Below are 15,123 nucleotides of genomic sequence, written 5' to 3'. Positions count from 1 at the left end.
ACCTGCTTTTCTGCTTTTCTGCATCTTAATTCTTAAAATTGTCCAAACTTTAGTAGTTAAAGAGGTCCTTGATATGAGTTGTGATGATATAGTAAAGTCCAAACAATATGTGGACGCTTTCAAAAATGCGACACACCTTTCCGTTAGTGTATAGGTAATCAGGGGCATTACTATAAAATAAAAACACTTGTGATTAAGGATGCCCTTTAAAATTGATGCCCTTTAAAATTAAAGACACCGTTTTTCCGCGAATGGGTGCATAGACACCAATGTATCTTCAGATTCGGTATAACTTGCATACCCACAGAAAGTAAGTGCCAAAAATAGAAGAAAAGCCTCATAGTATGACATCGGCGTATCCTCAATTGCGTAGGAACAGTATATCATTTCCCTATGTAGAAGGTTCCATGAAGTTTCGGTGATACGATTAAAAAAATGATTGTAGGGGCAGGTACAAGACCTGCCCACATTTACTTCTTAATGGAGGACAAACTTGCTGTGAGGTAACACAACAGGAGTGTCGAAAACGGAAGTCAATCGTTTGAATTAATCCCTGAATTACAAGGATTATGAATCGACGCATTTGCGTACCCATTCCCCTAAACAGGTACCGTTTTCCGTTGTACCCTCACACACACTTTCACAAGACTCCCCGGGGTCACAGTCAGTATCAAAACGGCACTCATCAACTCCAGCATAAGCGGAAGGGGAAAGCACTGATTGAACTAACAACAGACTCCCACTTGCTATTCCTAATGCCAGCGGTACTTTGACACCAACACGGCCGTCTTCAGATTTCAGGAAGTGATTAATTTTACCAAAGATCTTGGCATTCATTTCGGACTCCTCCTTTCTGCCAATGCTCCATCTTGGCGGGATTGGTTTCCTGACCCCCACGGCTCGGAAACCCATTTCCAGCATCAATCATATCGCACGTCGGAGCAGAACCTGTACGCTGGAAATGCTTGACAACCGATTCAACTTCAGCAGATGTGTGATGTTCAGATAACACTTCTGCCAATGCGGTTTCAAGATGTTCATACCTACCCGTTCCGTGTCGATAGGCACAAGTGTCTATCGTCCCGGTCCCTGGGTCATATTGACGACAAAAAATCGATGGGAACAGAGGACTCGCTGTCTTTGAAAAACCTCTTTTTTTACGAAAATTCGCTTCAAACAACCGCACGAGTTCCCCTGCCGTTTGTTCCCAAGTAAATCGTTGCATTAGCCCCTTAGCAGCGTCTGCAAATGCCGCACGCCCACCACAGGGTGCCAACAGTCCGTTTATTGTCTGTGATAGATGCCGCAGTGGTACACGGAAATTGCCAAAACTATCCCAGTCCGACTTCACGGCAACCCCAGCACCCGAAACTTCTGCAGGCATCCCATACTTCGTCATTACAACACAAGCCGTTCCATACGCCATCGCTTCGGAAACCACCGAAAGCGGGGTTCCGGGAATCGCAGGAAAACACACAAGATCCAGTGCCTGAAAGAATAGCGGTAAAATCGTTCGAGTCTCCTCACTGTCAACACTGAAGATCACCACATTCTCCGGCAGATGTAGCGCGCGCCGCGCTAACACCGCATCATAGACAAAAATCGTGAGGTGCGGGTTAGATCGCGCAAACTCAGAAATCCACACCGCGCCGCGATTCGGTTCAAATCCAGATATCAGTCCGATAACCGGTTGTCTAACGAACATCGGATTTTCAAAAACCGCCGCCGTGTGACGCTTTGCTAACGCTTTATCCCCTAACGACTCGGAAACCACGTCTATGCCGTCAGGAATAACACACACTTTTTCTCCCGGAATATCCAACTCTTCAAGCCACGCCTTCATCCACGATGACTTTACGACCAACGTATCCTTCGCATCTTGGAAAGCGTTCAGCGTCAGAAGGGTCTCAACTATACTCCCTTGTAAGCCCTGAAAACCCTCTATACAGTGCACAATGGGGACATCTGAAACCTGATAGAAGAGCAGATCATCTAACAGGAACTGCGACAGGAGCAGGATACCTGTGTATCCGTCATCTGCATACCATGCTGGAGAAAAAGTGTTGTCATCCGTAACTTCTATATGCCGAACATCAATTTGTCCCAGATCTATGTGCGTCGCTCCGTCTTTGGAAAAGTTAAACGTCTCCAACTCGGCATACTTGGTCAGGTGCGTTAAGAGTCGATACCGATTCAGATTCGTGACGTGGTCCAACGCCAACTTCTCCTTCGTAAAATCGAAGGGGACCAACAACTTCGGATGTCGATCTCCATTCGCATGAGGAAGTCTCTCCGCCTCAATCTCAGCACGCAGAAGGATGCCCTGCCTTCCAAGTTGCTCCAACCGTTCAATGCCATCGAAGATAGAGGATACCTTGTACTTCTGCTTCAGTTCTTTCACGATATCATACTGGGTCTGCGCCCCATAACGCGAAAGGATCTCCCATTCCACGGCGTTTACTTCAACAATGTCGTCCGCCTCAAGGTCAGCTACATATTTGCGTCCGCCATGTTCAAACTTATGGTGACGCTTCAGGCGATAATCTGTTCTACGTTTCATTATTCTGTTTCCATTTCGTAATTTTCTTGTAGGAGTGATCTCCGAATCCCGACCTCCTCTTCTGTAGGAGCGACCTCCGGGTCGCGATTCTTACTGACCGCTGACTGCTTATTAATCAAGCCGTTGCATTAATTAAGCCGCGAACCCTTTTAAGAGTTGCCTTGGCTTCCGTTTCATCCGAGACCAGTGCAGTGAGCAGTGCCTCCGCTTCTCTGGGCGTATGGTCTTTCAAAATACTCAACACCAACCCGTCCTCAACACGCATCGGATACGCCGCATTTCTTATGAGACACCGATCGTAACGCGTGTTCATACTCAACACAACCGACTTGTATTTCAATATCTCTGCTTCTCCCGATGCCAACGTTTGTGTCGACGCGAACACACTCAAAAGCCTGTTCGGATTCATAAGCCGCTTTTTCCGATGAAGCTCCTCAAACAATTGCACAATCTGGCGCGCAGTCTTATCCCAAGTAAATGACACCGCCCGCGCTCTCGCCTTCTTAGAAAGCCGCTCACGCATCCCAGTATTTCTGAATAGTAAATTAAGCTTCTCCGAAAAATCCATCGGGCACGGATAACTCACAAGCGTCGCTATGTCTTGGTCGAAATTCTCGGCATCCGCAATCAACCCAGCATCCCCGACAACCGAGGGAACACCATCGAAATTCGGAACGACCGGTGGAACCCCACACGCCATTGCCTCAAGCACCGTTAACCCAAACGTCTCCTCACCTGACATCGACAGAAAACAGTAGACATCAAACGCATTGTAGATAATCGGTAACTTCTCACGCCGATGGAAACCCACATACACAAGATTGTCAGGCAACTCACATGACGCATACCTACCGAGACCCGGACCCGCAATCAAGAAAAGCAGATGGGGATTCAGCTCTGCCAACTTCAAGTAGACGGATGCCCCTTTCTCCGATTGCACTCGTGAGAGATAACCCACAGTCGGCATCGTTTCAATACGGGCATCTCCGACTGCTTCCGCAACTTCCCGCTTTGCCGCTGCCTTGTCCATCGGCTTAAACAACGCTGAATCCACACCGTTTGGCAGTGTATTGAAGAAACTCGGATCCCACACATAATCTCTATAAAACTCGCGGACATAATCTGAAGGTGCCGTAAAACCATCACAATCTCGCATTGCTGCATAGTGCCGTAAAAGGGAATTCATCGCATAACCACCGTGCCCGCGCGGCGCATGACACTGAACCAGAATCGGAGGGAGTTCAATCTCTTCATAAAGCGGAAAAAGCCAATTCTCATGCTCTCGATGTAGCGTGAGAATACCGAAATATGTGTCACTGACCCTTCGACTCAATCGCTTTAAGTCACGCACACTCATACTGACTTCATACATATTCTCGGCTAACTCGCGATTTTGAGCACCGGCAAAATGAAGGTCTACGTAGTTGATAAGGTGATGAAACATCTGAGAAAGTGCCATGTTCGTGCCAGCAGAGAGTAATTCAATATCAAAAAACGAATCCGCCGTAATACTCGGGATAGCGACAAGTAACTTTCGTCGTTGACTTTCATTGCTGAAAGTCGTCCTGAGCCCCTCACCACGATTGAATAATAAGCCTTCCCGCTCAAGTACCGCGAACCTCTCAAATGCCTCAAGAATATCGTCATCCGTATAAGAGTTTCCGAGGGTCTGCTGGATTTCTATGTCGTTCTGGCTCTCCGCAAACTTCAACATCTCTCTCATTACAACCGAAAGCTCAACAACACGTGCTTTTTCAAGGTCCGCTGCATAAAGGGCATTTTCCGCTTCAAAAATATAAAGAGGATGCAAGGTTTTAGGAAAGAAATTTTGCACTGTTATCCTCCATCCTTTGCCTCGTTAAGTTGATAAAATTTTCCACACTATAATTTTCGACCCTCTATAATTTAAAGACACCGTTATAGGCGAAAAAGGTGCATACTGTTAAAAAGGTTTTAAAGGTTTGAATTGTCTAGTAGGGGATTCTATACAGCTGTATAGGAAGGATTTTAACGAGAAATATTTTACTAACAAAAAAGCATCAGAAAACAAATGCGTTTTATGCTACAATCTTGCCCTAAACAAATCACCAGTCCAGAAAAAAATAAAAAAATCCGCATCTTTCAAATATTTTTGATATAAATGCACCCTTCCTCCAATAAATTGTGTCTTTAAATTAAAAAGGGGAACGCAATTCTATTAAGCTTTTAACGAGAATGGTTCATTAACCAAGGGGGATGGTTCATTAACCAAGATGATGGAGAATTCTGATGATAGATAACGATGTGCAACTGATTCAAAGAATTTTGTCGGGCGACGACGAAGCGTTCAGTATATTGATGCGAAAACATAAAAAAGGTGTTCATGCCCTTATATGGCGGAAAATTGGGGATTTTCAGATTGCCGAGGAAATTACCCAAGACACCTTCATTCAAGTCTACAGAAAACTTGGGACACTGGAGGATCCAAACCGATTTGATGGATGGCTTTATGTCATCGCCAATCGGCTCTGCATTAATTGGATAAAGCGAAATAAAGCTAAAATGGACAGGTTGAATATGCAATCCTTAGAGGAAACACTTCCAGAAGAGATAGAAGAGGCTTCCCATCTACACCATACCTTCCACCAACGCGAAACTGAAGCCGGAAAGCGTCGCCAAAATCTTGTCAAAACGCTTCTGGAGAAACTTCCAGAGAGTGAGCGAACCGTCGTGACGCTCTACTATCTCGGCGAAATGACGACCAACGAGATCAGCAGATTCTTAGGCGTGTCAATAAACACAATTAAAAGTCGACTCCGACGCGCACGCAAGCGTCTACAAGAAGAGGAAGCACTAGTGTGCGAAACGCTTAGCGGTGTGCAGTTGTCTGACAATCTCACTGAGAACGTCATGCGACACATTGCCGACCTGAGCCCGACACCAACACCACCGGCAAAAAAACCACTACTCCCTTGGGTAGCATTCGGTTCTGCAGTGGCATTAGTGATACTCTTTGGCATTGGCGGTCAATACCTCCTCCGGTTCCAGCAACCATATAGTTTTGACGCACAATCTGAACCTACCATTGAACTCGTTGACGAACCTATCTACCTTGAGATTGTCGCAAAACCCGCGGTGCGGAATCAGATCGGCAGAACAATTATCCCCGGTAAAAACAGCGGTGCCGGCATGCAAACCTCACAGACCACCCTCACAACAAACGCGTGGGACGACGATACCTCCCAGTTTTCCGATTCACAGTGGACACAGTCAATCGGACCCAAAGGCAGTATCGTCTTCAACATCTTTGAAGCAATCGATGGAACAATCTACGCAGCCGCAAAAACAGGGCTCTATAAATTGACACCCGACGCAACATGGGTACTTATTAACACCGATACCACCGGACAGTACCGAGTGCCTATGACAGAACACCAAAGCACCCTCTATACTGTTTCCGTTGATGAGGTACTCGCTTCGGGAGATAGCGGTGAAACGTGGAACGTTCTTGGCCCGCGTCCGAAGGGGGTCGCAAATGGACTCATCGTCTCAGCACCAATCCCAAAAAACGATCCCAACGCAACTGTAACGCTGTACCTTGCCCTTCAAGAGAAAGGAATCTTTCGATCTACTGATGCTGGTCAGCACTGGAACCCCATAAACAACGGATTGACAGGAAAACGGATTTTTACAATCGCTGCAATAGGAAACACCTTATTCGCTGGTACAAACCAAGGACTCTATCGCCTCGGTTCAAGCAATTGGCAGCAATTGATCACTGACGCATCCAATGCAGTTTACGCCCTGACCGTTGACGAAAATAACCTCTATGTTGGAATGGCACCTGATGTCGTCTACTCTGAATCCAGTAAATCATATCCAAAAATATCGAACCTTGAAGTATTACAAAAAAGGATCTTCCACTCACCAGATCTTGGAGACTCCTGGACTGAAATAACACCTACAGATGAATCTCAGGTCACAAACTTAGACTCTGCTATACAGGTCCTGGCTGCAGGTAAAACCCTCTTAATCCTCGGCGTAACTGAATTTCGATCTATTGATGGTGGGAAAACTTGGACACATCTTAGATCAAACATCAGTTCACTTGGCTTGCCTAGATTCCCAGCAGTGGCTATTGATGAGAATACATTTTACAAAGCCGATGCATATGGGATCAGCCGCACAACCGATGCCGGTGAATCTTGGCACCCTTATGTAGACGGAATGACAGGTCCCGCAACGTACGACTTGATCGATCTAAATCATAGACTCTATATGCATATCGGTGGAGACCTTGTCCAGTCAACTGATGGAGGTAAGACTTGGGCAAGTGTTCACTTCGATACCCACGCGCACACACAAACGGGAGATCGGTCTTCGGTTAGCGGTTATAACGAAAACCTGTTAACCGATAACCGGCAACTAACAACGTTAACCCGCAACTCGACTCCGATACAAAACTTAAAGGCACGAGTTGCGGATCAAAACCGTTTCGATACTGATTTTTATGCCAACGTAAAACTAACGATTGCTGATAACGTCCTCTATGCTATTTCAATTAAGGAAAACAAACCGTTTATCTTCCGCACATCCGCTCCGGGCGATGAATTCATCCCGATTCATGGGGTCCCCGCTTTTGACACCGAGGTCGCACCAGACAATGGTAATCCCTCAGCATATATGTTGCATCTACTGAGAAAAAAACACACGAACATCGGAGTCTTCGCCGTTGATAGTGGAACATTTTACGCTGAATATAAGAGGCGACTTTTCAAATGGAAACCCGGTAATCCTGAATGGACGGACACAGGATTGGTCGATATCGACTTCCAATCTGCAGTGGCTGTTTCTGATAAAACCATCTACTTCGGTAATGGAAATGGGAAATTGTTTCAATCCTTTGACAGCGGAGACAGTTGGAAAGACATCACGTCAACGCTACCGATCCGCTTTGCACATTTCAAGGAGATTATCTCCGCGGGTTCAACAATTTGTATCGGAACCGATAAAGGGGTCTTGATCTCACAAAATGGAGAACACTGGCAAGTCATCACCGATAAAAACCGGATGCCCACCGTTATAGACAAATTCGCTGTGGACGGCACGAGAATCTATGGTGTCGGCGATAGCGGTGCCTACCGATTAGATGCTCACAGCGAGTGGGAATTGCTTTCCGCAGACGTTCCGGATAGTATTCTATCACTCGTTGTCAGTAAAGATCGCCTTTACGTCGGAACCCATGACCACGGTATGTTCCACATCTCGCTTAAGGAGCAAACGGATATAGCCAACTCGTTCTAAACTTTCCCGATTCCCGACTTTCTTATTATGAACGGAGGAATAGGAAACATGGACCCAAACTATAGATACAAGGGCGCACGCCTTAAGCCCAAAATCGCCAAAGCAATTATCTTAGAACAATTCGCAGGAAAAACCATGAGTAGACGAGAGATTGATGACGGCGTTATCCAACACCATCAATCAAACGGCGGCCTTCCATCAACAGCGAAAACAAACCCTATCAAAGCGGCACTGAGATATTTAAAAGGTAAGGGGTTTGCCGAGAATGTTTCCAGAGGCTCAGGCAGTACGTGGCGAATTTTTGAAAATCCCAAACCCGTTTCTGAACCGTTGGACACCCACGGGCTCATCGCAGTTATTAGATCAGAAATTCAATATCTTACAACACTCATAGAATCTTTTGAGCGTCGAATCTCTGAATTGGAAGCAACGCTCACCAAAGACAGGCAATAGTCATCTCCCTTCCTGACAGATTTCTAACATAGAAAACACAAGACGACTTTCCCGTAAACTCACAACACCCACAACCCTGAACCACTCACACGAAATAATGGTTAACAACTACAAACCAGCAAACGCATCAACTTATGGGGAGGCTCCACAATCGCCCGGCATCCTCCCCACCTCCATCACCTCTCCAAAACCACGCCTTCCCGTTCAATACGCGCGAAGGTTTCTTTGTATTCAGCACTGCCATCGTCGTCCCAATACATCGTAGAAATAGGGGCGGTGTAGCGCATCGGAATCAGACGGCTCCGATCCGGACGCACCATGAAAAGTGAATTCCTTGGATCCGCGATGTTATACATCCTCGTCCCGTTTTTGAATTGAGATTTGAGAATCCACCGCTCCTGTTCCGGCAATTTTAAAGACTTCAGACGCTCTAATTCATCACGATCCAGCGTCACACCGAGTCCAGGAGATTCAGGAACACGCACAAATCCGTTAATCGGGGTTAAATCCTCGTTGACCACATCTGTTTTCCACGTCTCAGTATCCGAATGAAAATGGAAGGTCGCCGTTGGAAACGCCGCCATCATGTGAGTGGTCATCGCACGCGTGATATTTCCACCGACATTCTGAAGCATGAACGGACTCCCATTTGCCGCAAAAAGTCCTGCGCGCCGGATCCCATCACCGATCTTCGCGTGTCCGAGCATGTAAATGTCTGCAGGTCTCATGAACACCTCGTATGTTGCACCCATCGGAAAATGGTGGAGGACAATCGGCAATCGCGAGCGTTGGCGGAGTTCTGCGTAACCCTGCAGGTCTTCACCAGGCAACGGATCTTCAAAGCAACCCGCGATGCGATATTGAGACAAGGCATCAACTAATTCAGGGATGTGGTCATCTGTCCCGCCCATCGTGAAGTCGTAGTGGATCTTGAATCCCTCCGGTGCAACGGCTTCCATTGCCGCCGTCTGGTCGAGGACATTCTCGAAGGGTGAGAGATGATATTTCATCCACGTATACCCCTGTGCCACATACGTAGCAACGGTCTCTGCCATGCGCGCCGGGTCGGTCGAAACCGTCCAACAGCCCACAGGCACCCATGAACGATACTTCTGTCCGAATAACTTATACACCGGCACGCCGGCTGCCTTCCCCATCAAGTCATACATCGCTGTGCCGAGTCCAAGTGAGGTCTCATCTCCTACCCAGTCAAACGGATTCGTCCCGATATACAGATCAATAATATCTTGAGGCTCGCGTCTCCCGCTCTCACCCAATCCCTCCAAGCCCGTATCTGTCCGAGCAACGTATACAGTCCGCCGGATCGGACCATAGTAATGATTGAGTTGATAGGCGAGAAAATCTTGATATTCAAGCGTAATCTCGTGAACTTCGATTTCTGTAATTTTCATAGTGAATGCCTCTGCCATACTTGCTTTTAAAATTGATAGATGCTATAATTTATAGTTAGAATGAAATAAAAAAAGAAAAGTTTCACACCGAATCTGCTTGAATTGAACACTAAGGGTCAGGAGGAAAATCGTGCGTACTTCAACCTTTACTCCCGAAGAAGCCGGTGCCGGTTCTATCCAGTTTGAACCCGTGCCTGTAGAGATGGTAGAGCAGACCGATCTTGACTATCATCAAGTCTGTCGGGCTGACGAGTTTCAAGACTTGGAAGGCAAGCCGTTCCACGTCAACGGCACACACTTGGCTGTTTTTAAATACGAAGATAAATTTTACGCTGTTGATAACCGATGCCCACACATGGGGTATCCTATGTCCAAAGGCAGCATTCGAGATGGTGTCCTGATTTGTCATTGGCATCACTGGGAATTCGACCTCAAATCAGGAGGTTGTTTTCAGGCGTTTGGCGATGATTTGAAAGCCTTTCCCGTTGAACTCCGCGATGACGGTTACCTGTATGTTGGATTAGCAAAAGGTGAACGAGAAGCGGCAAAACGACGCGTCATTGACCGTGGCAAACGGGCACTCGAACGAGGGCTTAAAGACCGCAGCACCTTCTTTATCGCGAAAGCCGTCACCGCGCTGCGAGACGCTGGCGCAGCACCGAACGAAATCATTCATCAGGGCCTCCACTACGGTGCCCATAAAAGTAGCGAGGGATGGTCGTCGGGTGTCGCTATCCTCACTTTGGCGGCGAACTTGTGGGACGATGTAGATCCAAACGATCACAACCTGTTTCTCGTCCACGGCTTAACTCAGATTAGCCGTCGAACGACAGGGAGCTCCCGTCCCTATCGTGCACCGTTTCCTGCAATGAGTGAGGAACACGACCTCGAAACGCTCAAGCGGTGGTTCCGCTACTTTGTGGATAAACGGCACTCAGGGGCAGCCGAGCGCATCCTGTTGACGTTAAATGACCGCGGCTACGATAAATCAGTGCTCGCTGATTTCGTCTTCACCGCCGCAACCGACTTCTACTTTACAGGCGACGGACACGCCCTCGATTTCGCTAACAAGATGTTCGAGGCGTTGGATTATGTCGAATGGGAAGGCGCACACGAAATCTTACGCCCGATTGTTGTTGATCTCGTGAGTCGAACCCGTCATGAGGAAACCTCACGCTGGGCAGATGCCGTGCCTGTGTTAGAACCCGTCTTTGAACGACTGGACAGTATCTGGAAGGACAACCAAACCAACGCAGCGGAACTCGATATTTCAGCGTTTACACAGACACTCCTCGGTGACGATTTTGAACCAATTGTCGTTGCGGTGGAAGAAAAACTGCGTGCCGGTGTGAATCCACGAGACATCTGCCGCGCAATGACCTATGCTTCGGCGATCCGGACAGCTCGTTTTCATCTCAAAAACGAAGGCGATTGGCACGATGTGGCGAACATTTACTCCTACGCACACGCCCTGTATCACGCCTTTGATTATGCACCGAGTGCACACTTACTGCGTGGTATTTTTCACGGTGTCGTTTTCTTAGCATATCTGCGTTGGTTGAACATGCCTGCCGCCCGTATACCGAGACAGGGACAGCGACTTGATGAAACCTATGACTCTCTTGATAAGATGCTGGAAAGGCTACAAGAGTTTGCGGATTTCCAGAAGGTCTATGAGGCAGAAATTCTGGTGAACCAATATCTGGAGGAAGGGCATGAGATTGAGCCGTTGAAGCAGGCACTCTCACACATCCTTCTTCGCGAAGATGCAGAACTGCACATGTTCCAGGTGCTGGAAGTGGCGTTTCGACATTACGAGTTGTCGGCGGATGTGGAAGAACAGCGAATGCATCTATTGGCAGCGACCCGTTACATCACAGCGCAGAAGTTGATGAAAAATATCTTGTGGTCCACCGAAAATGCGGAGCGTCTCGCTCGCGGTGAATTACTGAGTGAACGCGACGATGATTAACATCACTCTCTCTTCTGGTAGGCGAGGTTTTCCAACCTCGCCTATTCGTTTGCAAAAAAGCAATCTTGAACAGTGATGCTTTCGGACGAGTGTTCTTCACCACTGATTTTAATTGCTTCACCACTCCCCACACGTCTCCCATACTCGCGGTGCACCGCGTCGATACGGCAGTCGGTAACCGTTACGTTGTGAGATTCAGAAAGCGTAAGCCCGTCGTTATCCGTTCGAATGTCCACGTTGTCAATAAGCGTTCCGTCACAATTTTCAGATAGAATTGCGGCATCACCGCCTCTATAGACATTCAGGTTTCGGATTTTCACGTTTTTAGTGCGTTTTAATGCGATACACGTGTTACCCATACCATCAAGGGTTCCCGGACCGTATATTTTCACGCTTTCCAATTCCGATCCGACAAGCATCGCGATATCTGCGTTCGGATAGGAATACTTAAGCACAGCCCCTGTGTCAACTGCGAACGTAACGTTGCTTTTCAAGTAGATAGAACCCGTCGCGTAGACACCGGAAGGTACGAAGACCGTCCCGCCCCCAGCGGCGTGGCAATCGGTGATGGCTTCGTTAATCGCATCTGCATCATTTGACGTGCCATCGGCAACGGCACCGAAATGCTTCACGTTGTATGTGCCAACTTTCGCAAGTGCTTCCGCTGTCAGTCCTGCGAGGGTTTCCTCGCGTTTTCTGCCCGTATACTTCTCAAAATTCGTCACCCATTTCTTAAGCGTCATACTGCGCACGGATGCGGCATAGTCCACCAGCGTTTCCAGCGTGTATTCATATCTATGCGAGTCTACTCTACCTTCAAGCGTTTTCCAGAGTTCGGATGCCTGTATCGCCATCTCGACCGCCTCTTCCATGTTGGCGTAGATGTCTTGGATGAGGGTCCTACCGATAGAAAGTCGCTGATCGTGTTCTGCAAAGTGGAATGCGACGAGATGCGCTTCCGCACGCAACGGATCCCCATATATCTTGCGAAGTCCTGGGGCATACTGCGCTAACACGCGTTCACGCAACGCTGGGGTCGTAACACCTACCCCTTCCCTGTTGACGATATAGGAGGTCTTGTTCTCTGTCATATCGTCGTCGGAGGAATCAAGCCATATACCGCGGTAACCCCGATAGTTGTAGGATTTACGCGTCACCTCTTCAAGCATCATTAGGATAGTCTTAACCGTTTGAAGTATATCTGGATCATCGCCAAATGTCTGCTGAATCCATTCCGTGTAAATTTCATCTACCGTCAGGTCTGGGTTCCAAGAGAGCCGACCCAGTCCGTAATAGTTCACGGCGTTCAATGGGCATTCCGTCCACGCCGGTGACGGTGAGATCATCGACACCCCCATGATGCAATCCACACTGAATTTGTTAAGACTCCCCGGTCCGTTGCGATAGGTGTCCTGTTCAAACCACCATTTCCACTTTTTGACCCAAGAGACGGGCCAACTCTTGTCAATGACGAGTTCGCTGCCATAGAGATTTTTCTGAATCGCACCGTCAAGTGCCGGGATCGGTGCCCACAGATCCCAATCCATAGGACTGCCTTTCGGAACGATAATAACATTATCTCGAAAGTTGCCGTCTTCGTGTGCGAACAGATCGTAAGGGATCAAGTTCCGATAGGGTTCAGGTGTATATCGCAAGTTGCCATAGACAAACGCGCGCACGAGCACCTTTCCACCATACGGTTTCAGTGTATCCGCAATCCGGTTCGTCATTGGTGGACGTGGATCACCGTTCTGTTTCTCAGAACCGAGTTTCATCATATAGCCACCGAAGTCAGGGACTCGCGCATAGAGGGTATCGGCGGTTTTTGGGTCGAGTGCCAGGAGATAACTCGGACTCCAGTAGAGTTTGATGCCGTAGTCTCGGCAGATGTCGGCGAGTTTTTCGACCCCATCGAGATGCTCCAAAAAGTTGTTGCGGTAGTGCCAGTTAATCTCACTCGGACAGAGCGCATTCCAACCGCACGATGCCAACATACGCACCCAATCTCGGATGCGCCTCGTATCACCCGTGCGCAACTCTTCCCAACTGAAGATTGAATCGTCTCTGCCACCCCCGCGCCATCTGTCGCCGAAAAGTCCTCGGAAGTAAGACCAGTGTGACACCATACGGATCGGCACCTGTGGATTTTCCAGCACATCGAGTGCGCGCAAATCCTGTCCAATCTGGATGCGACGTATCAGGTCGAAGGCGCCAAAAACCACCCCTGAGGGTATTCCGCCCACAACCACAACGGCATCTTCGATTGCCTTGATGACGAACCCATCCCTTTCGATTCTATCGAGTTGAAGGTCTGCAGCACGATCACGGATCCAGTCGGAGGTATCAACTGTTCCAAGAATGATCTTCGGTCCAGCGACAGTGGCAATTTCCGAAACAGTAGGCTTGAAATTGAACATGGATTCCGCCGCCTGTGCCAATTCAGAAGCAGCCGTCTGGACGGTCGAATTCGCTCCCTCAGCGATAATGTTTCTGAATAAATCTTGATTGTGTTGTCCTGTATCAAGCGGATTGAATTGTAGCCACGCCTTGTAGAGCGTCCTGTCTATTTCTTGGTACTTGTAAGTGTTCTGCCTGCTTTCAGCCGGATTCGTATCCCGTCTTCCCGCATAGATGGCTTTCGTCTCGTCGTAAATCCGACGGATTTCAGCGTCAGTGAGTGGCTTATCGTAAATGCGCAGATCGTCGAGAAAGCCGACAAAGCCTTCACCCGTGTGAATCTCCGTTAAACCTTCACGGCGCAGCGGTTCCGTATCCACCGTCGACAAGTCAATCGTGGCAATCTGTTCGCCATCACGCCACCCGACGATTTGCTTCGCTTCGTCGTCATAAGCGACTGCAAACAGATGCCATTCGGAATCGCCGATGGTGGCTTTCACATGCGGATAGAACGCCCATTCGCGCATGTCGTATTGGGGCCAGTCGTAGTCGAGAATCCCTTCCCAGTATTCAAACTCCTTTTCACCTCGGAAACGCACCTGAAAACAGCCGCGATAGGTGTTCAATTCAATAGCATCGTTGTTATACCTGAGAATGTTGGATCGATCCGATATCGTGTTTAGCCAGAAACAGATTGTGCCACGTGACATCGCAAGCGGGGAGTTCTCAGACACAGGGATCCGCATCGGCTCGGTTTTGGACACCGTTTCGATACACGCCTGCCCCTCACCGAGTGAATAAATCTTTGCGCCACCCAGCACGGCGTGGTTCCCATTGCCAGAGAGATCGGTCCCGGTGCCGTCGTCAAAATTCCATTGTCCCGCAAGCCCACACGCGGCTTGCGTCGACAGCCCTCCAATTTCATCCGCTGTTACACTACTCAGTTCACTCGCTAAGACCAATGCCGCTATTACAAAAAGGGTAATGAATGCGTGATATTCCATGTGTTCGCTCCGTATCTTTAGCGATTAAGATTATTTTGCTTT

Annotated in this window: 8 protein-coding genes; 3 read left to right on the top strand and 5 right to left on the bottom strand. The window is 48.2% G+C overall.

Going from position 1 to position 15,123, the window contains the following annotated elements; translation table 11 throughout:
- Window positions 1-567 precede the first annotated feature (567 nt).
- The 3 genes from F4X88_20760 to F4X88_20750 all read right to left on the bottom strand — a co-directional run bounded on the left by F4X88_20760 (window position 568) and on the right by F4X88_20750 (window position 4,394).
- Window positions 568-837 (bottom strand): hypothetical protein, encoded by a 270-nt coding sequence (locus F4X88_20760; GenBank protein MYA58713.1) that lies wholly within the window; start codon window positions 835-837, stop codon window positions 568-570.
- On the bottom strand, window positions 815-2,560 hold the full coding sequence (locus F4X88_20755; GenBank protein ID MYA58712.1) for a glycosyltransferase family 4 protein: 1,746 nt from the start codon (window positions 2,558-2,560) through the stop codon (window positions 815-817). The genes F4X88_20760 and F4X88_20755 overlap by 23 nt, the downstream gene beginning before the upstream one ends.
- 115 nt (window positions 2,561-2,675) lie before the next feature.
- Window positions 2,676-4,394, bottom strand: coding sequence for a glycosyltransferase family 4 protein (locus F4X88_20750; protein ID MYA58711.1), 1,719 nt, complete (start codon window positions 4,392-4,394; stop codon window positions 2,676-2,678).
- Between the two features lie 434 nt (window positions 4,395-4,828).
- Here F4X88_20750 and F4X88_20745 point away from each other — a divergent pair, with 434 nt between their 5' ends.
- Window positions 4,829-7,843 carry a sigma-70 family RNA polymerase sigma factor gene (locus tag F4X88_20745; GenBank protein ID MYA58710.1) on the top strand — a complete coding sequence of 1,005 codons (3,015 nt, stop codon included), beginning with the start codon at window positions 4,829-4,831 and terminating at the stop codon, window positions 7,841-7,843.
- Between the two features lie 48 nt (window positions 7,844-7,891).
- Entirely contained in the window at window positions 7,892-8,296 is a 405-nt protein-coding gene (locus F4X88_20740; GenBank protein ID MYA58709.1) for a hypothetical protein, read from the top strand.
- Between the two features lie 176 nt (window positions 8,297-8,472).
- Here F4X88_20740 and F4X88_20735 read toward each other — a convergent pair whose 3' ends face one another.
- On the bottom strand, window positions 8,473-9,726 hold the full coding sequence (locus F4X88_20735) for a hypothetical protein (GenBank protein MYA58708.1): 1,254 nt from the start codon (window positions 9,724-9,726) through the stop codon (window positions 8,473-8,475).
- A gap of 112 nt (window positions 9,727-9,838) precedes the next feature.
- Between F4X88_20735 and F4X88_20730 the strand changes: the two genes are divergently transcribed.
- Entirely contained in the window at window positions 9,839-11,680 is a 1,842-nt protein-coding gene (locus tag F4X88_20730; protein MYA58707.1) for a Rieske (2Fe-2S) protein, read from the top strand.
- 41 nt (window positions 11,681-11,721) lie between these two features.
- On the opposite strand, the gene F4X88_20725 is transcribed toward F4X88_20730, so the two are convergent.
- The gene (locus F4X88_20725; protein MYA58706.1) at window positions 11,722-15,081 is read right to left on the bottom strand and encodes a hypothetical protein; all 3,360 of its coding nucleotides are present in this window, start codon (window positions 15,079-15,081) and stop codon (window positions 11,722-11,724) included.
- Between the last annotated feature and the right edge of the window lie 42 nt (window positions 15,082-15,123).

It is taken from the genome of Candidatus Poribacteria bacterium (genome assembly GCA_009839745.1).
Classification (GTDB): domain Bacteria; phylum Poribacteria; class WGA-4E; order WGA-4E; family WGA-3G; genus WGA-3G.
Note: the sequence above shows the minus strand (reverse complement) of the source record. Positions and strands in the feature narration are given on the sequence as shown.